This window comes from Thermaerobacter subterraneus DSM 13965, from assembly GCF_000183545.2.
GTDB classification, from domain to species: Bacteria; Bacillota; Sulfobacillia; order Thermaerobacterales; family Thermaerobacteraceae; genus Thermaerobacter; species Thermaerobacter subterraneus.
This window is the reverse complement of the sequence record NZ_JH976536.1, coordinates 115,185-138,677: the sequence shown is the minus strand read 5'-3', so window position 1 is coordinate 138,677 and position 23,493 is coordinate 115,185. Positions and strand designations below refer to the sequence as shown.

At 74.0% G+C, this 23,493-nt stretch carries 23 protein-coding genes; 1 reads left to right on the top strand and 22 read right to left on the bottom strand.

Going from position 1 to position 23,493, the window contains the following annotated elements; all coding sequences use genetic code 11:
* Positions 1-145 precede the first annotated feature (145 nt).
* The 21 genes from THESUDRAFT_RS10840 to THESUDRAFT_RS10730 form a co-directional block, all read right to left on the bottom strand.
* The gene (locus THESUDRAFT_RS10840) at positions 146-712 is read right to left on the bottom strand and encodes a hypothetical protein (protein WP_006904835.1); all 567 of its coding nucleotides are present in this window, start codon (positions 710-712) and stop codon (positions 146-148) included.
* Positions 713-1,129: 417 nt separating this feature from the next.
* Positions 1,130-1,483 (bottom strand): gamma-glutamylcyclotransferase family protein, encoded by a 354-nt coding sequence (locus THESUDRAFT_RS10830; protein WP_006904833.1) that lies wholly within the window; start codon positions 1,481-1,483, stop codon positions 1,130-1,132.
* Complete coding sequence (locus tag THESUDRAFT_RS10825) at positions 1,480-2,358, bottom strand: hypothetical protein (RefSeq protein WP_006904832.1); 879 nt, start codon at positions 2,356-2,358, stop codon at positions 1,480-1,482. Before THESUDRAFT_RS10825 ends, THESUDRAFT_RS10830 begins: the two co-directional genes overlap by 4 nt.
* Positions 2,359-2,536: 178 nt before the next feature.
* Positions 2,537-2,818, bottom strand: coding sequence for a ferredoxin family protein (locus THESUDRAFT_RS10820; RefSeq protein WP_040827764.1), 282 nt, complete (start codon positions 2,816-2,818; stop codon positions 2,537-2,539).
* A gap of 89 nt (positions 2,819-2,907) precedes the next feature.
* The gene (locus tag THESUDRAFT_RS10815) at positions 2,908-4,206 is read right to left on the bottom strand and encodes an FAD-dependent oxidoreductase (protein WP_006904830.1); all 1,299 of its coding nucleotides are present in this window, start codon (positions 4,204-4,206) and stop codon (positions 2,908-2,910) included.
* 13 nt (positions 4,207-4,219) lie between these two features.
* Positions 4,220-5,524, bottom strand: coding sequence for an electron transfer flavoprotein subunit alpha/FixB family protein (locus tag THESUDRAFT_RS10810; protein WP_006904829.1), 1,305 nt, complete (start codon positions 5,522-5,524; stop codon positions 4,220-4,222).
* 28 nt (positions 5,525-5,552) lie between these two features.
* Positions 5,553-6,455 carry an electron transfer flavoprotein subunit beta/FixA family protein gene (locus THESUDRAFT_RS10805; protein ID WP_040827649.1) on the bottom strand — a complete coding sequence of 301 codons (903 nt, stop codon included), beginning with the start codon at positions 6,453-6,455 and terminating at the stop codon, positions 5,553-5,555.
* Between the two features lie 561 nt (positions 6,456-7,016).
* Positions 7,017-8,246 carry a nicotinate phosphoribosyltransferase gene (locus THESUDRAFT_RS10795; protein ID WP_006904827.1) on the bottom strand — a complete coding sequence of 410 codons (1,230 nt, stop codon included), beginning with the start codon at positions 8,244-8,246 and terminating at the stop codon, positions 7,017-7,019.
* Positions 8,236-9,219, bottom strand: a complete 984-nt coding sequence (locus THESUDRAFT_RS10790) for a pseudouridine synthase (RefSeq protein ID WP_006904826.1) — start codon at positions 9,217-9,219, stop codon at positions 8,236-8,238. Before THESUDRAFT_RS10790 ends, THESUDRAFT_RS10795 begins: the two co-directional genes overlap by 11 nt.
* Before the next feature lie 3 nt (positions 9,220-9,222).
* Positions 9,223-9,684 (bottom strand): RidA family protein, encoded by a 462-nt coding sequence (locus tag THESUDRAFT_RS10785; protein WP_006904825.1) that lies wholly within the window; start codon positions 9,682-9,684, stop codon positions 9,223-9,225.
* Between the two features lie 126 nt (positions 9,685-9,810).
* The gene (locus THESUDRAFT_RS10780; protein WP_006904824.1) at positions 9,811-10,347 is read right to left on the bottom strand and encodes a spore maturation protein; all 537 of its coding nucleotides are present in this window, start codon (positions 10,345-10,347) and stop codon (positions 9,811-9,813) included.
* Between the two features lie 25 nt (positions 10,348-10,372).
* Positions 10,373-11,197 (bottom strand): nucleoside recognition domain-containing protein, encoded by an 825-nt coding sequence (locus THESUDRAFT_RS10775; protein ID WP_006904823.1) that lies wholly within the window; start codon positions 11,195-11,197, stop codon positions 10,373-10,375.
* A 171-nt stretch (positions 11,198-11,368) separates the two neighbouring features.
* Positions 11,369-12,952, bottom strand: a complete 1,584-nt coding sequence (locus THESUDRAFT_RS10770) for a DEAD/DEAH box helicase (protein ID WP_242823403.1) — start codon at positions 12,950-12,952, stop codon at positions 11,369-11,371.
* 31 nt (positions 12,953-12,983) lie between these two features.
* Positions 12,984-14,000 (bottom strand): non-homologous end-joining DNA ligase, encoded by a 1,017-nt coding sequence (gene ligD, locus THESUDRAFT_RS10765; protein WP_040827645.1) that lies wholly within the window; start codon positions 13,998-14,000, stop codon positions 12,984-12,986.
* A gap of 11 nt (positions 14,001-14,011) precedes the next feature.
* Positions 14,012-15,298: an ATP-dependent DNA ligase gene (locus THESUDRAFT_RS10760; protein ID WP_278199633.1), complete on the bottom strand. Its 1,287-nt coding sequence runs from the start codon at positions 15,296-15,298 to the stop codon at positions 14,012-14,014.
* A gap of 23 nt (positions 15,299-15,321) precedes the next feature.
* Positions 15,322-16,494: a non-homologous end joining protein Ku gene (ku, locus tag THESUDRAFT_RS10755; protein ID WP_006904819.1), complete on the bottom strand. Its 1,173-nt coding sequence runs from the start codon at positions 16,492-16,494 to the stop codon at positions 15,322-15,324.
* A 48-nt stretch (positions 16,495-16,542) separates the two neighbouring features.
* Positions 16,543-17,160, bottom strand: a complete 618-nt coding sequence (gene ytfJ / locus THESUDRAFT_RS15200) for a GerW family sporulation protein (protein ID WP_006904818.1) — start codon at positions 17,158-17,160, stop codon at positions 16,543-16,545.
* Between the two features lie 15 nt (positions 17,161-17,175).
* Complete coding sequence (locus THESUDRAFT_RS10745; protein ID WP_040827643.1) at positions 17,176-18,084, bottom strand: hypothetical protein; 909 nt, start codon at positions 18,082-18,084, stop codon at positions 17,176-17,178.
* Between the two features lie 466 nt (positions 18,085-18,550).
* Positions 18,551-19,183, bottom strand: coding sequence for an SMC-Scp complex subunit ScpB (gene scpB, locus THESUDRAFT_RS10740; protein ID WP_006904816.1), 633 nt, complete (start codon positions 19,181-19,183; stop codon positions 18,551-18,553).
* The gene (locus THESUDRAFT_RS10735; protein ID WP_006904815.1) at positions 19,180-19,992 is read right to left on the bottom strand and encodes a segregation and condensation protein A; all 813 of its coding nucleotides are present in this window, start codon (positions 19,990-19,992) and stop codon (positions 19,180-19,182) included. Before THESUDRAFT_RS10735 ends, scpB begins: the two co-directional genes overlap by 4 nt.
* 207 nt (positions 19,993-20,199) lie before the next feature.
* Positions 20,200-20,820, bottom strand: coding sequence for a site-2 protease family protein (locus THESUDRAFT_RS10730; protein WP_006904814.1), 621 nt, complete (start codon positions 20,818-20,820; stop codon positions 20,200-20,202).
* Between the two features lie 578 nt (positions 20,821-21,398).
* Between THESUDRAFT_RS10730 and THESUDRAFT_RS10725 the strand changes: the two genes are divergently transcribed.
* Positions 21,399-21,629 (top strand): hypothetical protein, encoded by a 231-nt coding sequence (locus THESUDRAFT_RS10725; protein WP_006904813.1) that lies wholly within the window; start codon positions 21,399-21,401, stop codon positions 21,627-21,629.
* Positions 21,630-21,859: 230 nt separating this feature from the next.
* Here THESUDRAFT_RS10725 and THESUDRAFT_RS10720 read toward each other — a convergent pair whose 3' ends face one another.
* Positions 21,860-23,446, bottom strand: a complete 1,587-nt coding sequence (locus THESUDRAFT_RS10720) for a spore germination protein (RefSeq protein ID WP_006904812.1) — start codon at positions 23,444-23,446, stop codon at positions 21,860-21,862.
* Between the last annotated feature and the right edge of the window lie 47 nt (positions 23,447-23,493).

Genomic DNA, 23,493 nt, shown 5'->3' with positions numbered 1-23,493 from the left:
TGTATCTGGATTGGCGCCTCGGGATTGCCAAGGCCGCCTCCGGGTTCTGCGGCGGGTGGCGCCATTCCAATCGCCCGCAATTATACCACGGAAAGGTGCGGGCCGGCGGTCCGGTCCCGCCGGCCGTGACCCCGCCGGACCCTGCTCACTGCCAGGCCACGGGCAGGGGCGTGCCCTGGGGGAGAGCCTGCCAGCGCGTATGCGGCCGGGGCCGGTGCAGGGGGCCTGCCACGTGGACCACCTCCACCAGGGCTGCCGCACGAGCTGCGGAACGGAGGACCAGCCGGTCGCCGGGCCGGACGACCACGGGGCGGGTCTGGCCCGGCTCCAGCTGGGCCACCGGCACCCCGTTGAGCAGGACCAGGACCGTTCCCGGCCCGTGCCCCGCCAAGGTGAGGACGGCCTGCCCATGCCCGGCCTGCCCATGGCCGGGCCCGGCGCCCGGGGCGGCAGGCTCGAGGCCCGCCGCGACCGGGAGGTATCCCCAGTCCTCCAGCACCCGGCCGTAGGTGTCCAGCGCCAGGTGCCCCTGGCCTGCCATCAGGGACTGGATCACCACCAGCGCCACCAGTCCGGCCACCGCAGCTCGCACCAGTCCATCCTCCACCGCCGCCAGCCAGCGCGGCCAGCCCGGTGGCAGGGGGCTGCGCCCGGCCTGCGGCGGTTCCGCCTCCCCATGATGGGACGGGTCGTGCAGTGCGCCGCCCGCCATGTCCCCACCTCCCTGCCGGTCCGGCCCGGCGGGACCGGCTCCGGGGCAGTGTATGCGGGATGGCGGCCGGCCTTGTGCGCGGGTGCACGGCGGGAAGGGGCCACCTGGCGGTCAAGGCGCAGTGCGAAGCAGCAGCGGCTACGGAGGCTTGGTACGCTCAGCGGACCCGGGCCCGGCTCGCCGCCTCCCTTCTGGCGGTGCCGGCCGGGACGGAACGCCAGGCCCTGGAGGAAGAGGCCCGCTGCCGGGCGCCGCGGGCGGCGGCCGCCGGTCGGGGGCCGGGGACGGGGATGGGCACGCCGGGCCCCGAGCTGGGGAGACGGCCCCGCGGGGTCGATGTGAGGCCATAAGCGTAAAAACCCCGGCGGCTTCCGCCGCCGGGCCGGCCGGTTTCTTGCAGTGCGCAGTGCGCCCTTTTCAGTACGCCTCCAGCGGCACCAGGCGGTCGAAGACCACGGGGTTGCCGACGTAAACCACCGCCTCCACCGGCCGTCCCGCCACCTGCACCTGGACCAGGCGCCGGTAGTAATAGGGCGGGTCCTCGTCGGCCCCCTCGTAGTGGTCGAGGTAGCCCAGGTCGGCTTCGTCGATGGTCCACACCACCCCCTGCACCCGGTGGCCCGGCTCGGGCAGGATCACCGGGTAGCCGCGGCCGGTATCGTAGAGGCGGTAGCCCTCCAGCACCGCCGGTACCGGCTCGTCCAGCCGGCGGCCGACCAGGGCTTCGATCCGCCCGCGGCGCCGCAGGGTCCCATAGGCGAAGAGCTTCACGGGGTCTCCTCCCTGGTGTCGTCCCTCGGTTCGTCCCGCTCGTCCAGCAGCCCCCGCTGGCGCAGGGCGGCGGCCAGCAGGCCGTGGAGCCGGGCGATGGTCCCGTAAAGCCGGTTCTCCTTCGGATCGTAGCTTCCTCCCAGGGTGGCGATCTCGCCGAGGCCGGAGAAGAGGGCGTAGAGATCGGCCCGGCACTGGCGCCCCAGGGAGGTGCGCATGGCCGCCTGCAGGAGCCACTTGCGGTCGACGGGCGGCTCGCCGTCGGCGTAGCGGCACAGCAACAGGAAATGCTCGAGCCACTGGACGAACCCGGCCAGGAAGGCGAAGGCCTGGCCCCGGCGCAGGTTCCAGGCCATGGAGGCGGTGCGCCGCCGCAGGGCGCGGTAACGCCGGGCCGCCTGCTGCCGGTACCAGTCCGGCGGCAGCTGCCGCAACGGGGCCAGGTGGGCTGCCAGCCGGCCCCCGGGGTCCAGCAGAGGCTCGGCGGCGCCCAGCAGGATCACCGTGGCCTCATCGGGCCGGCGGGCGGCGGCGGCCAGCTCGTCCCAGGCCAGAAGGGCCAGGTGGCCACCGCCGGCCCAGGCGGGCAGCCGGTGGAGGGAGCCGGGTCCTCCGGGCTCCCCGTGGGGCGCCAGGCGGTTGCGCAGCCGCTGCACGGCTTCCGCCGGGCCGGCGGCCACCAGGTCGAGGCGCGAGACCGTGTCCCGGAAGCCCGTGGCGCCGGAGCCGGCCAGCGCCAGCGCCCAGCCCGAATCCGCCCCGGGCCGCCCCTCGCCCCCCGCTCCGCTCCCCGCCTCCTTTTCCAACCATTCCTCCTGCACCCGCCGGGCCAGCTCCCGGGCCCGGCGGGCCAGTTCTGCCCGCGCGATGGCCATGGCGAACCTCCTGTGGGACGTGCTGGGCCGGGGCGGGCGGCCCGTTCTTCCCCACCCGCCGGCCCCCTTCCCCGTTGCATCTCCACCGCGGCCCACCGGGCGGCAAGCCCGGCGGCCGGTCAGGGGGAACCCGCCGGCGCGGCCGGTCCGCACCTGTCCCCGCGGGCCGGCCCGGCCTTCAGCCCTGGCGATACTGGACCCCGTAGCCGCCCCGGGGGTTGAGCCACTTGATGTTGCGGAAGGGGCAGCCGATGCGGCAGGTGCCGCACTCCACGCACCCCTCGTAACCGACCAGGATCTTCTGCGCCTCGTCGTCCCACTCGTAGACGTGGGCCGGGCAGAACTTGGTGCAGTACTGCTCCGGGCACTTGTTCAGGCACACGTCCGGGTCGATGATGAACAGGTGCGACTGCTTGTCGGCGTTGAAGCGGTCCAGGTACAGCTTCTCCTGAATCGTCATCGGCCGCACGCCGGCCGGCGCCTGCCCGCCGGCGGCCTCGGGGGCTTCCGTGTCCATGGGGGCCGCCGCAGCGGCCGCAGCCCGCGCGCTCATCCGATCGCCCTCCACATGGAATAGAGGTCATAGGCGATGCGCCACAGCGGGCGCTGGCGGCGCACCATGCGCAGGATCTTGGCCTGCTTATCCCATTTGGGCGTGCTGTCGACGGTGAAGAACTCCCGCATCACCTGGCTCAGCAGCTCGGGATATTGCCGCAGGAACTGCGGGTTCTCGTCGAAGAACTCGTTGGCGTAGTTGTACTTCCGCAGGTCCTTGAGGACGTAGGTCTCTTCCAGCCGCTGCTGGTACCGGCAGAGGACCCGGGTGGAACTGTCGCCCTCCGCCAGGGCCTCCAGGGCCACCTCGCCGGCGATGCGGCCGGAGGTCATGGCCAGGTTGGATCCCTCGCGGTGGATGGCGTTGGTCAGCCCGGCCGCGTCCCCGACCACCATCAGGCCGTCCTTGAACAGGCGGGGGATGGCCTTGTAGCCGCCCTCGGGGATCAGCTTGGCCGAGTACTCGATCACCTTGCCGCCTTCGATCAGCTTGCGGACCTTGGGGTGCTGCTTGAGCCGCTCCAGCAGCTGGTTGGGGTTCATCTGGCTGTAGACCAGGTGCTTGACCAGCACGCCGACGCCGAAGGACACCGATTCCTTGTTTGTATAGAGGAAGCCCATCCCCAGCATGCCGGCCGTGGCGTCGCCCAGCATCTCCACCGTGGCGCCCTGCCCGGGTTCCAGGCCGAAGCGGTCCTCGATCTTCTCCCGGGGCAGTTCGATGACTTCCTTGACCGCCAGCGCGGCCTCGTTCATCGCCCAGTCGTCGTGAAGGCCGGCCTTCTGGGTCAGCAGGTTGTTGACGCCTTCCGCCAGGATCACCACGTCGGCGTACACTTCGCCCTCCGGGCGGCCGGCCACCACGCCCACCACCCGGCCGCGGTCATCGTGGATCAGGTCGACCACGTTGGTCCGGGTGATGAGGGTGGCACCCGCTTCCTCCACCTTCTTCGCAAACCAGGGGTCGAACTTGGCCCTCAGCACGGTGAAGTTGTTGGGCGGGTCGTCCGCCCAGCGGGGCGTGCGGTAGCCGAAGGTCACCGCCGAGTCCGGCGTGAGCAGCCAGTAGTTCTGCTCGACGATGGTGCGCTCGACGGGCGCCTCCCGCCAGGCTCCGGGCAGGAGCTCGTCCAGCTGGTGCCGGTAGAGCACGCCGCCCATGACGTTCTTGGATCCGGGGTACTCCCCCCGCTCCAGGATCAGCACCCGGGCGCCGCCCCGGGCCAGCACCAGGCCCGCCGACAGGCCGGCGGGACCGGCGCCCACGATCACGACGTCAAAGCGCTCTGCCACAGCCATCCCTCCGTCAGGCGCCGGCCCGGGCTGCCGCCGCCGCGCCCTGGCTTTCCCCGTCTTCCTGGCCGCCGGTCGAGCCACCGGCCTCGGGTTCCTCCGCCAGCAGGGCATCCAGGCGGCGGGCCAGCTCCGCCTGAAGGGCAGGGACGACGGCGAAGAGGTCTCCCACCACGCCCAGGTCGGCCACCTTGAAGATCGGCGCGTCCGGATCCTTGTTCACGGCGACGATGAGCTCGGAGTTCTCCATGCCGACGGTATGCTGGATGGCGCCCGAGATGCCGAAGGCGAAGTAGACCTTGGGCCGGACGGTCAGGCCCGTCTGGCCCACCTGGTGCTCGCGGCCGATCCAGCCCGCATCCACGATGGCCCGGGAGGCGCCCACCACGCCGCCCACCACCTGGGCGAAGTCGAAGAGCAGCTTGAGGTTCTTGGGGTCCTGCAGGCCGCGGCCGCCGGCGACCACCACATCCGCCCGCTCCAGCTGGGCCTGCGGGTCGGGCTCGTCGATGACGCCCAGGACGCGGGTGCGCAGGGTACTCTCGTCCAGGTCGACCGGTACCCTGACGATCTCCCCCTGGCGGCCGGGCTGGCGCGGTGCCGGCTCCATCATCTTGGGCCGCACGGTGGCCATCTGGGGCCGGTGCTTCTTGCAGAGGATCACCGCCAGCTGCTTCTCCAGGAAGGCCGGCCGGATGGCATCCAAAAGGCGCGTCTCGGGGTCTACGTCCAGCTGGGTGCAGTCCGCCGTCAGCCCCGTCTGGAGGGTGGTGGCGATGGTGCCGGCCAGGTCGCGGCCGGTGGTGGTGGCGCCCAGCAGGAAGATCTCGGGTTTCACCTCCCGGATCACCGGCGTGAGCACCCGGGCGTAGGCCTCGTTGCGGTAGACCCCCAGGGCGGGGTGGTCCATGACGAGAACCCGGTCGCAGCCGCGTTCCACCGCCTCCTGGGCCACCGCCTCCACCTGGTGGCCGGCCACGAAGCCGATGAGTTCCACGCCCAGCTTATCCGCCAGCTTCCGCCCGATGCCGGCCAGTTCCCAGGCGACCGGCGCGGCCTGGCCGCCGTGCTGCTCGATGAAGATGCCCACCCCGCGGTAGGACTCCAAGTCGGGTGTCTCGCCGGCACCCCGGGCCGCGGCGGCCTTCTTCCGGGCGGATGCGGCAGGGCTGCCGTCCCGCCCCGCCGCCGCCTCGGCGGCGGCGCCACCGGCGCCCTCCAGGACGGCCCCGCCCGGCCGGGCCCCGGCCTGCCCGCCGCCCGCGGCGACTCCCTGGCCGCCGGTCCCTTCCTGCTTCAGCAAGACTTCCTCGCTCACGGTCGTCCTCCCCTCCCTGGCGCGGCCGTCACTGTCCCCGGGACGAACCGGCACCGGCACCCGTCCCGGCCGCCATGGCCTCCGCCATCCTGGCGGTGCGCCGCGCGTCGACCACCGCCTTGCGGAAGGTGGGGTGCGCCAGCAGCCGGTCGGCCAGCTCCCGGGCGGCCCGCTCCGGGTCGCTACCGTCGATCAGCACCGTCTCGCGCTTCCGTTCGGGCGGCGTGAAGGACCGGGCCACGATGGTGGGGGAGCCCAGCAGGCCGACCTCGGTCCGCTCCAGCCCCAGGGTCTCCCGGTTCCACACGATGGGCTTGTGCCGGGCGGCGCGGAGCATGCCCGGAAGCGAGGCGTAGCGCAGCTCGTTGAGCTCCTTCTCGACCGTCAGCAGGGCGGGCAGGGCGGAACGGACCACCTGCCGGCCGCCCTCCACCTTGCGCTCCACCACGATGTACCGGCCCTCGGGGTTCACCTCGCGGATCCGGATGACGTAGGTGAGCACGGGGATGTCCAGGCGGGCAGCGATGCCCGGCCCCACCTGGCCCGTGTCGCCGTCGATGGTCTGCCGCCCGCAGAAGATCAGGTCGACCGGGCCGAACTCCTGCTCGATGCGCCGGATCGCCTCGGCCAGCACCCGGCTGGTGGCGAAGGTGTCCGCGCCGGCCATGGCGCGGTCGCTGACCAGCACCGTACGGTCCGCCCCGACGGCGACGGCCTCCTTGAGGGACTGCTCGAAAAAGGGCGGTCCCATGCTGACCACCGTGACCTGGCCGCCCCACTGGTCCTTGATCTGCAACGCCGCCTCCAGGGCGTGGACGTCATACGGGTTGATGATCGAGGTCACGCCCTGGCGCACCAGCGTGCCGGTCTTCGGGTTGATGCGCATCTCCGAACTGTCGGGCACCTGCTTGAGGCAGACCACCATGTGCATGCTTCCACCATCCTTCCCGCGCCGGCTGGCCTCGGGGCGGCACGGCGCGCGGGGCTTCGCTTCCGGCCGGCCGCTGCAGGAGCGGCCCGGGGACGGCCGCTACTTTGTGACATCGTTCACATACGGGCTCATGATGAACCCGCGAACTCCCGCCAACCGCGGTACCACGGATCGTTCCGGCGAACCGTCCCCACCGGGAGGAAGGTTCCGCATGGACGCGGCCAATGCCTGCTTCTCGCCGGCCCGCACCCGGGCCATTTTGTACCCCGGCTGCCAGGGCCTGGCGCAGCCATCGACCTGCGGGACAACAGCCGCCCTGCGCGAGATCCGGCTTCGCGAGGGGTTGCGCCTTCTGCTTCTTCAGACTGGGCTTCCCCGTCGCCGGGCATCGCCGCCCGGGCTGGGGACCGGTCTCCGGTCCGGACCGGTCCTGCCCGGTGGTCAGCTGCTGGATCCTGCAAACGGGCGCTGCGTACGGGATCCAACTTCACTATCCAACTTCACTGTATGCCTCTTGGGCCAGGGTTTCAATGCGGCCGCGGGACCGGAATCGGCCGCGGGTCAGAGGCGCCGGCGCAGCCGCGGATCGGGTGCGGCGCCGGGGATGCGGCCCCGCTTGGCCACGGGCCGGCCCGCCACCTCTTTGATGTCCATGGTCATGTCCACCGGAGGGGCCGCGGACACGTAACTTCCCACGCCGAAGGCATCGGCCCCGGCCTCCCGCAGGGGCGGGATGCGGTCGGGGGTGATGCCTCCGGATACGATGACCTGGACGTGGCCGAACCCCGCCTGGGCCAGGCGGGCCTTCACCTCGCGCACCAGACCCGGCGTCACACCGCCGCGTTCCGAGGGCGTGTCCAGCCGGACCGCCGCCAGGCGCCGGCCCAGGGCCGCGGCCACCCGCACCGCTTCCACCGCCTCGTCCTGGAAGGTGTCCACCAGCACCACTCGCCGCTCCTCGGGCGGGAAGACCCGGTCGGCGGCCTGGGCCACCACCAGGGTGTCGCCTGCGATCAGCATGACGGCGTGGGGCAGGGTCCCGGCCGGGTCCCTGCCGGCGAGGCGGGCCCCCAGGATGCAGCTGGCGCCGTCCATGCCGCCCACCAGGGCCGCTCGTTCCATCACCGGAGCGACGGCGGGATGCACGTGGCGCGCACCGAAGCAGATCACGGGGGCATCGCCGGCCACGTCCTTGATGCGGCGGGCGGCGGTGGCCCAGCCGGTGGCCGACGCCAGCATGCCGAGCAGCGCCGTCTCATAGAGGCCGAAGGCGCCGTATGGCCCCTGGATCCGCATCACCACCTGGCCGGCCTCCACGGGGCGCCCCTCGTCCACGGCCCAGACCGCCACCGGCAACCCTTGCAACAGCTGCAGGGCCTCCTCCACCCCGCAGAGGATGCCGGGCCGGTTCGCGAAGATGTCCGCGGTGACGGGGGTGTCGAGCGCGCCCAGGTGCCGCAGGACCTCGTAGGTCTTGACGAAGTACACGTCGGTGGTGGCGCCGCTGCGGATCTCCTCGTGGGTCGCCGAGTGGAGCCGGTCCGGTGCGGGCCGTACCGCCTGAAGGGCCCGGAAGGAATCCACCAGGAAGGCACCCGGGGCCGCCCCCGGGGTCGCCGGGTCGCCACCGGCCGCGGGCCGCCCGGCCGCCGGCCCAGGTGCGGCCCCGGGCCGCCCTCCGTCGCCGGCGGCCGGCCACGGGGCCCCGGCGCCCAGTCCCCCGCCGTGGTGGCCGTCCTGGCCGGGAAGGGCCCCCTCCGGCCTCCCGGGCAGCCGCTCGCTATCCCTCATGGTTCGCCTTCCTCCTCCTGTTGCGCCCTGACGGGGGCCGGGACACCCTGCCCCGCGGACCCTGTCCCTGCAGGGCAGGTCCTTCGGAGACGCGGCGGGCAGCGGCCCCGGGCCGGGCGGGCCCAGGGGGTCGCCCCGCCAGGCCGGCGGGCACCCTTCGCCCCCACGCCGGCCCGCGGGCCGGCCGCCCTTCCCCTGCTTGCCGGTGGCGGGGAGCCGGTTCGTCCGGCCGGGGCGGCAGCCCCGCCGCCACGCGCAGGGACTCCACCTCCTGCCGCGACAGGGGACGCCACGCCCCCGCCGCCAGGCGGCCCAGCCGCAGGGGGCCCACGGCCACCCGCACCAGCCGCACCACCTGCCAGCCCACCGCCTGGCACATGCGCCGCACCTGCCGCTTGCGCCCCTCCCGCAGGACCACCTCGACCCAGCCGCCGCCGGGGCGGGGGCGCAGCACGCGGGCGATACGGGCGCGGGCGGGGCCGTCGTCCAGCAGCACCCCGTCGCGCAGCCGGCGCAGGCGGGCAGGGTCCAGGTCGCCGCGCACCAGTACGTGGTAGACCTTGTCCACCTCATGGCGCGGGTGGGTCAAGGCGAAGGTGAGCTCGCCGTCGTCGGTGAGCAGCAGCAGGCCCTCGCTGTCGAAGTCCAGCCGGCCCACGGGGTGCAAGCCCTGAAGCCCGTGACGCCGGCAGAAGTCGCCCACGTTGGGCCGGCCCTGGGGATCCCGCAGGGTGGTCACCATACCCCGCGGCTTGTGAAAGAGGACGTAGCGCTTGCGGGACAGTCGCTCTGCCAGGCCGGCCAGTGGGCGGCCGTCCAGGGCGATGACGTCCCGGGCCGGGTCGGCGCGGGTACCCAGGACGGCCGGCCGGCCGTTGACGGTGAGGCGACCGGCGGCAATCCACGCCTCCACCTGCCGCCGCGAGGCGACGCCCGCCCGGGACAGGATCTTCTGCAACCGCTCGGCGGGCACGGATCAGCCCTCCACGCGGAAGATGGCTTCGACTTCCACGGCGGCATCCAGGGGGAGTTCCGCCACGCCCACGGCGGAGCGGGCATGGCGCCCCTGCTCGCCGAAGACCTGGCCCAACAGCTCGGAGGCGCCGTTCACCACCTGGGGCTGGCCCGCGAACCCGGGCGCGCTGTTGACGAAGCCGACCACCTTCACCACCTGGCGGACCCGGTCCAGGGAACCCGTGATCGACCGCACCACCGCCAGGATGTTGAGGGCACACAGGCGGGCCGCCTGGTAGCCGTCTTCCGGGCTGACCTCGCGCCCCACCTTGCCGCGATACACCACCTGCCCCTCCTTCAGGGGCAGTTGTCCGGAGACGTAGAGCCAGCCGTCCTGCAGAACCCCCGGGACGTAGGCGGCCACCGGCGGGGCCACCGGGGGGAGCTGGAGGCCCAGTTCTTCCAGCCGCCGTTCGAAGGACACGACGGACCCTCCTTCCGCTCTCCCCTTTATATTGGCCCGGTTTGCCAGGGTCGTCCACGGTGGCGAGGCGCCGGGCCGGGTCCCGGGTGGAGGAGCCCGGCCCCGGCCGGCGGCCCGGTCCGGGCACTAGGCGAACAGGGCGCGGACCAGCAGGACGGAGGCGAGGATGCCCGCGGCGTCGGCGATCAGGCCGACGGGCAGGGCGTGGCGCGAGGCGCGGATGCCCACGGAGCCGAAGTACACCGTGAGGATGTAGAAGGTGGTGTCGGTGCTGCCCTGCATCACCGTCGCCATGCGGCCGACGAGGGAATCGGGGCCGTGCTGGCGCACCAGGTCGGCCATCACCCCGAAGGCCCCGCCGCCGGAAAGGGGCCGGATCAGCGCCAGGGGCAGCACCTCGCCGGGCATCCCCAGGGGGCGCAGCACGGGCTCGGCCAACCCCACCAGGAGGTCCATGGCGCCCGATTCGCGGAAGGCGGTGATGGCCGCCAGGATCGCCACCAGGTAAGGGATGATCTGCACGCCGATCCAGAACCCGTCCTTGGCGCCTTCCACGAAGGCCTCGTAGACCCGCACCCCGCGCAGGTAGCCATAGGCGGGGATGCCCACCAGCATGGCGGGAATCGACCAGATGGAGATGAACTGCAGGGCGTCCCAGAACATGCCCTTCCCTCCGGCGTCCCCGGGCTCACCCGGCCCGCCGGCCGGACGGAGTGGCACGGGGCCGCGCAGGCCGGCTCCCCCGCCGCCGGGGCGGCTCGGATGCCGGATCCTGTTCCCGGGCGTCCGGTGCCGCGGTGCCCGGTGGCCGGTGACCTGCCGGGACGGCGCCGGTGCCCGCGCGGCCGGCTGCGGCCTCCGGGCCGTGACCTGGTGCAGCGGGCGGCTCCTGGAGCGGCCCGGCCGGTTCTTCCCGGCCGGGCGGCGGGGGCGGCACGGGCGCCAGGGGGCGCAGCAGGCGGTCGGCCAGCAGCGCCACACAGGTGGCCACCGTGCTGGCCACCAGGGTCGGCCCGACGATCTCCGCGGGGTGGGCCGAGCCGGCGGCGGCCCGCACGGCGATGACCGTGGCCGGGATCAGGGTGATGCCTGAGGTGGTCATGGCCAGGAAGGTGACCATGGCGTCGGAGGCGGCGTGCTTGTGGGGGTTGATCCGCTGCAGCTCCTGCATCGCCTTCAGGCCCAGGGGGGTGGCGGCCGGGCCTACGCCCAGGATGTTGGCGCTGATGCTCATCACCACGGCGCCCAGGGCCGGGTCGCCGGCGGGGATGCCGGGGAAGAGCCGGCGCAGCAGGGGCTCCAGCCACCGCGCCAGGGCGGCCACCAGCCCGGCCTCTTCCGCGATCTTCATGACGCCGAGCCAGAGGGAGGTGATGCCGAGGAAGCCGATCACCGTCTCCACGGCCACCTGGGAGGAGGACATCACGGCTTCGGTCACCTGGTCGACCCGGCCGGTGGCCGCCGCCACGGCCAGCCCCACCACCAGCAGGCCGAGCCAGATCAGGTCGATCACGCCGCTCCCCCCTCGCCCGTGACGCCCTTGCCGGGGCCGGCCGCTTGCGCCCGGGAACGTGCCCCTTGCTGACCGGGGTACGCGCCGCCGGTGCCCGGGGGCGCGCCGGGACCCTACCAGCACCGTCACGCCAATCCATATGCGGGCCGGGGGGACCTCATCCCAGCGGGGTCAGCCCGAACCCATCCAGGCCAGGGTGCGGTGCCGCACCCGCTCCATGAAGGCGGCCAGCTCGTTGCCGAAGCGCTCGAAGCGCTCGGCCATCTCGGCGTCGTCGCGGGAGGTGAGGGTGATCTCGGCGATGCGGGCCTCGATGGACTTCTCGCGGTCCAGGCTGCGCAGGATCAGGTCGATCTCGCCGATGACCTGGCGGAAGAGGTTAATCTTCTCGTCCAGCAGGCGCAGGATGTACTCCTCGATGGTGCGGCGGGCGTAGAGGTTGAAGACCCGCACCGTCTCCGCCTCCTGGCCCAGGCGGTGGACCCGGCCGATGCGCTGCTCGACCCGCATGGGGTTCCAGGGCAGGTCGTAGTTCACCACGTTCCGGCAGAACTGCAGGTTCAGGCCCTGACCGCCGCACTCGGTGCTGATCAGGACGCGGGCTCCCTTGCGGAAGCGGGCCTTGGCCGCATCCCGCTCGCAGGCGCCCATGGCGCCGTGGTAGATCACCGTCTCGACGCCCGCCCGGCGCAGGCGGCGGGCCAGGTAGTCCTGGGTCGCCCGGAACTCGGTGAACACCACCACCGGCTCGTCCAGCTTCTCGACCAGCCGCTCTAGCATCAGCGCCTTGTGGTTTTCCTCCACCTGGCGGGCCAGCTCCCGCACCCGCGCCCAGGCCAGCGACTGCCACCCCTCGCTGCCGGCCAGCCGGTCCAGGGTGGCCCGCAGGGCGTGGGAGCTGGAGCAGACCTCCCGCTGGAGCATTAGCAAGGGCAGCACGGTCCCGTTGTACAGCCGCCGCTCCGCATACTCCTCCCGCACGGCCCGCAGCACCGCCTGGTAGAGCTCCCGTTCGTCGGGGAAGGGCTCCAGGCCCACCAGCTCCACTTCCCGGGCCGGGAAGGGCAGGTCCAGCTCGGCCCGGCGGTTCCGGATCATCACCTGCCCCAGCACCTGCTTGAGCTGCTGGGGATCCTTGGGCGTCCGCTTGTCCAGAAGAAAGTTCCGCCAGAACTCGCTGTAGGAACCGAACAGGTCCGGCCGGACCAGGCTGACCAGGCTGTAGAGCTCCGTGAGGTCGTTCTGCAGGGGTGTGGCCGACAGCAGGAGCAGGTACTTCGCCTCCAGCCCCCTGACGAAGGCGTGGACCTGGGTGTTCCGGTTCTTCAGCTTGTGGGCCTCGTCGACGATGACCAGGTCCCAGGACCGGGCCTGCAGCACCCGGCGCTGCTCGTCGCGCTTGGCCAGGTCGATGGAGATCACCAGGCGCTCCGCCTGGCGCAGGGCGGCCCCCCTCGGGTTGGCGGCCAGTTTGAGGTCGAACTTGTCCCGGAACTCGGCGGCCCACTGGCTGACCAGCGGGGTCGGGACCAGCACCAGCACGGTCCGGACGCCGTGGCGGGCCATCAGCTCCCGGGTCACCAGACCGGCCTCGACGGTCTTGCCCAGGCCGACCTCGTCGGCCAGGATGGCGCGCCCCTGGAGGTCTTCCACCACGCGCCGGGCGGCTTCCACCTGGTAACCCAGGTAGTGGACACCCTTCCGCTCCCACAACCGGCGCAGCTCGGGCCAGCATCGCAGGGCCAAGGCCGTCACCTCCTTCCGGGGGCTTCACCGGGCCGGGGGTTTACCTGGGCCTGGTGCCCACGGGACCCACGGGATCCGGTACGGGGCCGGGATCCCGTACGGGGCGGCCTCCCGCTTCGCCCATGCCCAGCCGCCGGCAGGCGGCGGCCAGCGACCGCCGGCGGGCCGCCGCGGCCGCCCACAGGTCGCCCACCCGGGCCAGGCGGGCGGGGGTCGTGCGGACGTTCCACGCCGCCGGATCGACCCCCCGCTCCAGCTCCGCCCAGGTCACCGGCACGGACACCGGGGCCCCGGGCCGTGGCCGGGGCCCGTAGACCGTCACCAGGGTCTTGCCCAGGCCGTTCTGCAGGAAGTCCAGATACACCGCCGCCGGCGGCCGGCTCGCCACGGCGCGGACGGTGGTGACCCGGTCGGGCCGCATCCGCTCCACCAGGACCGCCACCCGCCGGGCGAACTCCGTCACCACGGGATAAGGATGCTCCGGAAGGATGGGGACGAACACGTGCAGCCCGGTGGCACCCGAGGTTTTGGGAAAGCCCTCCAGGTCGAGCGCCTCCAGCACCCGGCGCACCCAGAAGGCCACCTCCACCGCCAGGTCGAAGGAGGCTTGGGGCCCGGGATCCAGGTCGAACACCACCCAGTCGGGGCGGTCGGGATGGCGGATGGTGGACAGCCAGGGGTGGATCTCGATGGCCGCCTGCTGGCCGAGCCAGGCCAGGGTCGCCGGTTCGTCCACCAGGAGGAACCGGATGACCCGGCCTTCCCGCGTCCGGTAGGGCCAGGTGCGCACCCAGGACGGTGTACCGGGCGGGGCGTCCTTCTGATAGAACCCCGCCCCCGCCGCGCCGTCCGGGTAGCGGGTGCAGACCAGCGGGCGGTCCCGCAGGTGGGGCAGCAGGTGCGGTGCCACCTGCACCAGGTAGGCAATCAGGTCCGCCTTGGTCAGCCCGTCCTCGGGCCAGAGCAGCCGGTCCAGATGGGACAGTTCCAGCTCCCGGCCCGCCACCCGGACCCGGAGCCGCTCCTCAGCCCGCGGGCGCTCGCCGGGCAACCCCATCCCTCCTCCGCTCAACCCGGCCGGGGCCCCTCGTCCCCGCCGGGGGCGCCGGCCGCACCGGCTGTGGCGCATGGCCCGGCCGTTTGGCGATCCGCGCCCTGGCCTGGCCAGTCTCCAGCCCGTGACCGGTTCCCGTGCCGGGGCCGGTTCCCATCCCGTGGCCGGGAGCCCGGCACCGGGGGAGCGCCGCCCTCCCCCACTCCGGGGCCGCCGGCTTCGCCCTGACCGCCCCCGCCGGCAGGGCCGGGGCCTGCGGCGGCCGCCGGCACGTGCTCGGGCCCGGCGGCCATCCGGGCGGGGTGGGTGCCGGGGAGGCGGCACCGGGAGGCGGGCACGTCGTCCCGCCAGCGCCGGAAGACGGGGTGCCGCAGGTGGCCCTGGGGGGTCCACTCCAGGTAGCCCACCTGGCAGACCAGGGCCGGTTCGACCCAGACCACCGGCTGGCCCCGGGTCCGCTCGGGGATGCGGGCGAAGGGGCAGGTCGCCCGGGGTCGCAGGCGGGCCAGAAGCCATCGGGCCTCCCCGCTGCCGAGACCCGTGCTGACATGGCCCACGTAATGCAGCGCGTCGCCGGGGCCGAACAGGCCCAGCAGCAGCGTGCCGACCCCGGCGGCGCGGCCGCCGGGGACCACGCCCCCCACCACCGCCTCCAGCTCCCGCTCGGCCTTGATCTTCTGCCAGTAGGCGGTGCGCCATCCCGGCAAATACGGGCTGTCCAGCCGCTTGGCCACCACCCCCTCCAGGCCCTGGGCCCGCACCCGGGCGAAGAATGCCTCGCCCGCCTCGTCCACGCCCTGGGAGAGCACCAGGCCCGGGGCGGCACCGCCGGGAACGAGCCGGGCCAGCCGCAGGAGCCGCTCGGCCAGGGGCTCCCGCAGCCGGACCTGGCCGCCGTCCCCCAAGAGGTCGAAGGCCACCAGCAGGGCGGGCAGGGGACCCGGCGGCCGCCGGCTGCCGGCCGGGCGGCCCAGGCGCCGTTGCAGCGCGGCGAAGGACGGCAGGCCGCCGGCCAGGGCCACGATCTCGCCGTCCAGCACGGCAGGGGCGGCCAGCAGCCGGTGCAGCCCGGCCAGCTCGGGAAAGAAGGGCGTCAGGTCGTAGCCGTGACGGGACTGCAGGAAGGTGGTGCCGGACCGCGGATCGGCAAACACCAGGCACCGGTAGCCATCCCACTTGATCTCGAACCGGAAGGCGGGCGAGGAGAAGGGTCCGGGTGCCCGGCGGGCCAGCATGGGCGCGATGCGGCCGGGCTGCCACAGCTCGTCCCAGCTGCGGGGAATGGGCGGTCCCGCCGCCACCCGCACTCCCTCCTCCGCGGCGATCAACGGCCGGACCCGGCATCTTTCGCCCCGGCATCCCCCGGCCCGTAGCCGGGCCACGGTACCGGGCCGCGGGAGCGGCCGGCGGCGGCCACGGCACCGGGGCCGCCGGGGCTGCCGTCGCCGCCCGGCAAGGCCGGTTCACCAGCGGGAGCGCCCCGGAGCGGGTCAGGCCGGTCCTCCCGGCCGTTTCCGCCACCCCGGGCTTCCACCTGCGCCAGGCTGGCCCGCAGGGCTTCCATCAGATCGAGGACGGGCGCCGGTTCGGGCGGTGCCACCACCTCTTCCCGGCCGGCCAGCTTGCGCTCGACCACGGCCAGGAGGGCCTCGCGGTAGCGGTCGCGGTATCGCCCCGGGTCGAAGGGGGCCGTCAAGCGGTCGATCAGGTGGAGGGCCAGCTCCAGCTCCCGGTCCGCCACCGGCTCTCCCGCCGGCCGGGTGCCGTCACCCGGGGTTCCGGCACCGGCGGCTCCGTCCGGGGAACCGGGCAGGGCCAGGGCGGCGCCGTCCCCGTACGCCCGAGGCAGGCTGTTGCCCGCACGGCCGTGAACCGGCCCGCCGCCGGTCACCGGGCGGCCCGTCCCCGCCCACTGGCCATCGCCCCCCGCGGCCAGCGGCTCCGGAGCGCCCAGGGCCGCGAAGGCCGGCAGCGCCTCCAGAGGCCGGATCTCGTCGGGGTAGGCCATGGCCACCAGGGCCAGAGCCTGGTGGCGGTAGGTGCGCAGGCAGGCCAGGGTTTCCTTGTTGCGCAGGGCGACCCGCGCCACCGCCACGCAGCGGCGCAGGTCCATGGCCCGCCGGAGAAGGCGGTAGGCCTTCTCGCCGCCCTCCGCAGGCTCCAGGTAGTACGTCCGCTGGAAGTAGATGGGGTCGATGTCCTCGCCGTGGACGAAATCCAGGATCTCCACGGCCCGCGCCGTCGGCAAGGGCAGGCCCGCCAGGTCCTCGTCGGTGATCAGGACGAACCGGTCGGGGGCGTACTCGTAGCCCCTGGCCAGCTCCTCCGGCTGCACCTCCACGTCGCAGCGCGGGCACCAGCGGCGGTAGCGGATGGGGGTCCCGCAGCGGCGGTGCAGCTGGCGGAAGTGGACGGCCCGTTCCTCCACCGCCAGGTACATGCGCACGGGGATGTTGACCAGGCCGAAGCTGATCACGCCCCGCCAGAGGCTGCGCACCGGCCGTCCCTCCCTTCCTGGTGGGCGCTGGCGGCGCCGGGCGGCGGGCTAGTCCAGCACCCCGGTCTCGTCGCCGATGGCATCGGCGGACCACGGGGACCGGCTGGCGGCTCCGGTCCCACCTGTGGCGGTGCCGGGCCCTCCCGTGCCGGCGGCTCCCGCCGTTCCCGTCACCCCCGGCTGCCCCGCGGCCCCGCCGTTCCCCCAGGTGCCAACGCCGCCAGCAGCGGTCCGGGGCCGCCCGGCGGCACCGGCCTGCCCCACCGCCCCGCCGGCCATGCCGTCCCGGGCCGCCCAGAACCGGCGCACCCGCTCCAGCACCTCGGGCGCCGCGTCGATGATGCGGTCCAGGAAGGCCCCCTCGGCCACGGGCAGCAGTCGCACCCGGCCCTGCCCCACCACCAGGAAGCCCACGGGCTGGACGCTCACGCCCGCCCCGCTGCCGCCCGCGAAGGGCCAGGCGGCGCCGCCGGCCTCGGTGCGCCGGGGTTCGCGGCCGTACTCGCCGCCGCCCGCCACGAACCCGACCGAGACCCGGGACACGGGCACGATCACCGTGCCGTCCTTGGCCTCCACGGCATCGCCCACCACGGTGTTGACGTCGACCATCTGCTTGAGGCTTTCCATGGCCGTCTGCATCAAGCCCTGGATGGGATGCTGGCTCACTCCGCCGTTCCTCCCTCATCGCCCCAGGGGCCCCGGCAGGATGGCCCGAGCGCCCCGGGCTGCGGATGATCCGGCCTGGGCCGGTCCCGCCGCGCCCCCAGGGCGCGGCGGGACCGGTGGCGTCCCAGGTCCCGGGCCCTCAGCGCACCGGGCCGCACCAGCGCCGCCCGGTCCGGCCGCTCCGGCGCCCGGTCCCGCGGTGCGGGCCCGGCGCCGCGCCCCCAGGAGGGCGCGGGCGGCGCTCATAGCCTCCCATGGGGCGACCAGGGCTATGCAGTCCAGATCCACAGCCCACTCGGGCCTGCCGAAGGCGGGTTCCACCCGGATGTCGGGAGCGGAGGGCGCGCGCCGGGGGGCCACCCCTGCCGCCGCGGCGGAGGCGGCCGCTGCCAGGACCCACAGGGTTCCGGCCAGCCAGGCCGTTTGGGCCGCATCGGCCAGGCCGGCCCGGGCCTTGACCATCAGGCGCCGCAGCTGCCACCGGCCCGCCGTGACGAGCCGCACGAACTGGCGGGCCGGCGTCGCCTCCGGCAAAGGCCAGGGCCACGCGGGCCGGGGCATGAGGCGGCGCCGGTACAGCACCACCCGGCGGCGGGGCAGCACCGGCGGCAGGCGCAGGGACCGGCGGAGCTGAAGGGGGCCGGGTGGCCTCCAGGCCAGGTGATAGCGGAAGGCAAGCCATGACCAGCCCACCTGGAGGGTCAGGGTGAGGCGGCCACCATGCCAGCGCCCCCGCAGGCGGACGGGCAGGACCGGGCGGCGCAACAGCATGACCAGAAGGCTGGCCGCCAGCGCCAGCCCGGCCAGGGTCACCAGCAGTCGCCCGTGGAGCCCGTCCGGAACGGCGGGCGCGCGGGCAGGCCCGGGCAGCCAGCCGGTCCCGGCCGCCGCCGCGCCGCCGGCTGCGTGCGCCAGCAGAAGCACGGGGGCAGCCGGGTTCCTCCGCCGCGGGGCGGGCCGGGGAGCGGGGGCGAAAGGGCTGGCAGGGGGCGGCAGGGACCGCCCCGGATACGGTGTGCCGGATCCAGGCGCCGGTGGGCACGGCGGGCAGCTGCCCAGCGGGGGCACGGGACGCACCTCCGCCCCTAGGGTGCCCGGATCCCGGATGGGCAACCAGGGTCCGGCAACGGGCGGTGTCCGGCCGGAACCCGCGGGCCGGCCACAGGCCGGGGCCGCGGGCGCTGCACCTGGCAACCCGCCCGCCGTGGCGACCACGGGCCGCGCCACCGGGCGGCCCGCGGCCCCGCCACCGGACACCGGCGGCCTTGCCGCCCCGGTGCCGGCAGGGCGGGCACCGCCAGGCGCCGGCCGCGGCCGCCGCTGGCGGTGGCGGCCGCGGCCTCGCCGGCCCCGCCAGGAGGCGGCTGTTTCCGGGGAAGGCGCGGGCCGCCTAGGAAGCCGCCCGGGGAGCCGGTGGCGTATCCGGCTGGGGCTCGGCATCCGGTGGGGAGCCGGAAAGCGTGGCCACGTGCCCGCCGCCGGCGGGCTGCTCCGGCTCCGGGCTGGCGCCCGCTGCGAAGGTGCCGGGCGGCGGCAGCTCGCTCAGGTCGCGCAGGCCAAACTGCTGGAGGAACAGCGGCGTGGTGCCGTAGAGGATGGGCCGGCCGGGGGCCTCCTTGCGCCCCACCTCACGCACCAGCCCCCGTTCCAGCAGGGCGCGCAGGCCGGCATCGGACTGGACACCGCGAATGGCCTCGATTTCCGCCCGGGTGACGGGCTGGCGGTAGGCGATGATGGCCAGGGTCTCCAGGGCGGCCCGGGAAAGGGCTTGGCGCCGCGGCTGCAGCAGCTCCTCCACGGCGCGGCTGTACTCGGGCCGGGTCACCAGCTGCCAGCCGCCCGCCACCTCCACCAGCTCGATGCCCCGCCCGGGCGCGCGGCAGGCCTGGGCCAGTTCTTCCAGGGCCTCCCGTACCACGGCTTCGCTGACGCCCAGGATGCGGGCCATGCGGCTGGCAGGGAGCGGTTCCCCCGCCACGAAGAGCAGGGCCTCCACCGCTCCCCGGACCGGACCGGTGCTCATACCGGCGTCCCCCCCGGCGCGGCGCCATGGGCCGGGTTGGTGCCCGGCGCCGCAGGCTCCCGTTCCGGATCAAGGGGCTGGCCGGCGGCCGGCCCGGGGTACAGGACGATCTCGCCGAAGGCCCGGTCCTGGCGGACCCGGACCCGGCCGAGGCGAATGAGCTCCAGCAGGGCCAGGAAGGTGACCACCACCTCGATGCGGCGGGCGCGGCCGGAAAAGCAGGCCCGGAAGGTCACGGGACCCGCGGTGGCTGCGACCAGTTCCATGATCGCCTCCATCTGCTGGGCCACCGTGACCTCCTCCCGCTCCACCAGCACCTCGGGCGATTCGCGGATGGACGCCAGGATGCGGGCGAAGGCCTGGACCAGGTCGTCCAGGGTCACCCCTTCCAGACCCTGCAGGTCCCCCGCCAGGGGAGCCACGGCCTCCGCCAGGCGCGGGTAGCGGCCCCCGTAGCTTTCGGCCAGCTGGCTCAGGTATTGGGCCGCTTCCTTGTACCGGCGGTACTCCAGCAAGCGCCGGACCAGTTCTTCCCGGGGGTCTTCCTCGACGGCCTCCTCGCCGTCCCCGTCCCGCGGCTCCGGCGGCAGCAGCATGCGCGCCTTGATGTCGATGAGCTGGGCGGCCAGCACCACGAACTCGCTGGTGACCTCCAGGTCCAGCTGGCGCATGGCGTCCAGGTGGGCCAGGTACTGCTCTGTGATCCGGGCGATGGGGATGTCGTGGATGTCGATCTCCTGTTTTTCGATGAGCTGAAGCAACAGGTCCAGCGGCCCCTCGAACTGGTCAAGCCGCACCGTATAAGCCATGGATGGATCCTCCCGGGACGAACAGGCCGCCAGGCGGCACCGCCTGGAAGAGGCGCCCGGCCGCGGGATCGTCCAGCGGCCGGGCAAGGGAATCTACCACCCGCCCGCGGTTCCGCTCACCCGCGGGACGTCCTGCCCGCGGACCGCGCCCGGCCCGGTCCCTGCCGGTCCGGGGCCGGACCTGGGGGGCGGCCGGCTCCGGGCATCTCAACGGGCCCCTGTGATGGTGCCGGCGGCCTGGGATAGCCCCGCCAGCACTACGGTGGCGGCCGGATGGAGCACGGCGCCCAGCACGCCGGTGGCCACCAGCAGGATCACCAGCAGCCACCCGTAGGACTCCAGGGCGTCCAGCCAGTGCCCGCCGCGGCCGAGCACGGCCCGCAGGACCCGGGACCCGTCCAGCGGCGGGATGGGGATGAGGTTGAACACCGCCAGGTAGACGTTGATCACGGCGATGTGGGTCACGGCTTCCCCCACCAGTCCCGCAGGCTGCCAGAGATACCAGGCCACCAGGGTGAGGTAGGCCAGGACCAGGTTGGTCAGCGGGCCCGCGGCCGCCACCAGGGCCATGCCGGCCAGCGGGTTGCGGAAGTGCCACGGGTTGACGGGGACGGGTCGCGCCCACCCGAAGCCGAAGACCACCAGCAACAGGGTGCCCACCGGGTCCAGGTGGGCCAGAGGATCCAGGGTCAGGCGGCCCATGGCCCGCGGCGTGGGATCGCCCAGCTGGTGGGCCACCCGGGCATGGGCGTATTCGTGCAGGACCAGCGCCAGCAAAAGCCCCGGCGCCGCCACCAGCATTCCGATCGGGTCGAAGAGCCCCGGCACGGGCAACGCTCCTTGCAGCGGGCCGGCGCCGGCGGTTCGCGGCGGCGCCCGCTGCCCGGCGGGGCAAGGCCCCGGGACGCCCGCTACCGCCCTCCCCGGCTGGTCGGGTGTCCGCCGGAATCTGCCAGATCCGGCATGCCAGCCCGGCAATCTGGCTCGAGTCTAGCCAAGGGGCGCCCGCCGGGTCAAGGACGGGGGGGGTGGAACCGGCGCCGCCGCGGCAGCCGGCCCGCAGGAAGGCCGTCAGCGCCGGCCGGTCCCGTGGCATGGCGGGCCGGGTCGGAGCTGGTTGGAGGCGCGGCCCCCCGATGGGCAGTACACGGCGACGCGTTTGGCCGCCCTGTCCCCGGGCCCCGCTTCCCCTGCCCCCTGCCGGCCGGCCCGTACCGTCCGGTCCGAGCTCACGCCGGTGCGTGGCGGGCACGGCGTGTTCCGCCTCCTGGGGCTCACCATGGACATGCCGGGACCCCTCCCCTGGCGGCACGGCAGGGGGAGGCCGGGGACCGACGCGTCCCACCGGGCCGGAAGGGAACGCCTTTGGGCGGCGGTCCCATCCAGGCGGCAGGGGAGGTGGACCGGTGCTCCAGGCCCAGACCGGAACCGGCGGCGACTGCTGGTGCCGGATTGCATCGGTGGTCCTGGAAGCGTTGCTAGTCGCGGTGTTGCGACACGGTGTCCGGATCGGCCGGCCCACCCGCAGGCGGCTCCCCCTCACGGCGCGCCGCCTGCGGCGCGGGACCCGAACCGGCGGCCGCCCCGGCCGGGACAACCTGCGGCGGCTGCTCCGGCACCGGCGAGGAACGGCCTGAGGGGCGGGGCCGCCGCCCCAGGTTGCCGGGCTGGCGTGGAGGCGGCGCAGGGGCTGGTTTTAGGGCGCAGGGGCTTGGTTCTAGGTGGACCGGCGGGTCCTGTTATTGAACTGGCACAAGAGGCCGGCGCCCAGCGGGGGCGGCCGGCCAGGAGGGGGCCGCGGCGGCGCGGGGTGCTGGGGCGGCCGGACCGGGCGGCGGCATCTTCACCGCACCGGCGGCCCACCCGTTCAGGCCGGCTGCGGCCCGCCGGCTTCTTCCGCCTCCCCGGCGGGCCGGGGGAAGGTTCGGTCCCGGGCCACCCGGACCGTCATGGGCTGTCTCAGCAGCATGCGGGCCAGGACCCGGCCGTCGAAGGGGACCAGCGGCCACAGGTAGGGCACCCCGAAGGAACGCGTGCCGAGCAGCAGCACCAGGGACAGCAGCAGGCCGATCAGGAAGCCCGGGATGCCCAGGGCGCCGGCCAGGACCAGCAGGCCGACCCGCAGCAGCCGGAAGGCCTGGGCCAGCTCCACGCTGGGCGTCGCGAAGGTCCCCAGGGCCGCCAGGGCGATGTACAGGATGGCCTCGTTGGTGAACATGCCCACCTCCACCGCCAGCTGGCCGATGAGGACGGCGCCGATGATGCCCAGGGACGTGGACAGGGCCTCCGGGGTATGGATCAGCGCCAGCCGGATCAGCTCGATGCCCACCTCGCCCAGGATGAATTGCCACTCCAGCCCGATACCGGCCGGTTTGCGGGGGCCCAGGATGGAGACCAGCTGGTCGGGCAGGCCCTGCAACTGGCCCTTGTCCAGCACCAGGGCCACCCAGAGGGGCGGCCCCAGCCACGAGAGGAGCACCCCCGCGTACCGGATCAGCCGGGCCCATGTGCCGGCGGTGGCGTTCTCGTGGAACTCCTCGGCATGCTGCAGGTGGTGGAACAGGGTGGTCGGCAGGATGATGGCCGAGGGGCTCGTGTCCACCAGGATGAGAACGTGGCCCTCGATCAGGTGGACCGCGGCCACGTCAGGCCGCTCGGTGAACCGCACCAGGGGGAAGGGGTTCCACCACCGGCGCGGTCCCGCCAGGTGCTCCACCACCGCCGACTCGGCCATGGGGATGGCGTCCGTCTCGATGGCCTTAAGGCGCTCCCGAACCAGCTTCACCAGCTCCGGATTGGCCACGTCCTTCAGGTAGACCATGGCCACGTCGGTCTTGGAGCGCCGCCCGATGCGCAGGACCTCCGCCCGGAACTGGGGGTCCCGCAGGCGCCGGCGGATCAGGGCCGTGTTGTGGACCAGGGTCTCGGTGAACCCGTCATGGGGCCCGCGCAGCACTTTCTCCAGGGCCGGCTCGGCGATCCCCCGCCCGGGGTAGGTCCGGACGTCGATGATGAAGGCGTGGTCCAGGCCGTCCACCAGCAGGGCCACGGGCCCCATCAGCACCTTGTCGATCACGTCGTCCAGGGTTTCCGCCGGGTCGACCTCGATGAAGCCGATGCCTTCCACGAAGACCTGGGTGAACCAGAGGCGCTCGTCCTCCTGGGCCGGTTCGTCGGGCTCGAAGACGGCCAGGGCCTGCATGATGCGCAGCAGCACGTCGGTCTTGACCAGGCCGTCGATGCCCACCAGCACGGCGTCGCGCCCTGCGAAACGGGAGGGCTTGATCAAGACGTCAAAGGTCTCGCCCGCTCCCAGGGTCCGGCGGATGTACTCCAGGTTGGCTTCCAGCTCTCGCCGGATGCGGTGCTTCTGCTCCTGGTGGTGGACGGCCCGGGTGATGGATGCCGCCGTCTGGCCGGCACCCCGTCCGGGCGAACCCGCCCGCTGCGTCATGGCACCGCCCTCCCTTCCGCGCCGGCCGGTGGTGATGCCGCCCCCGT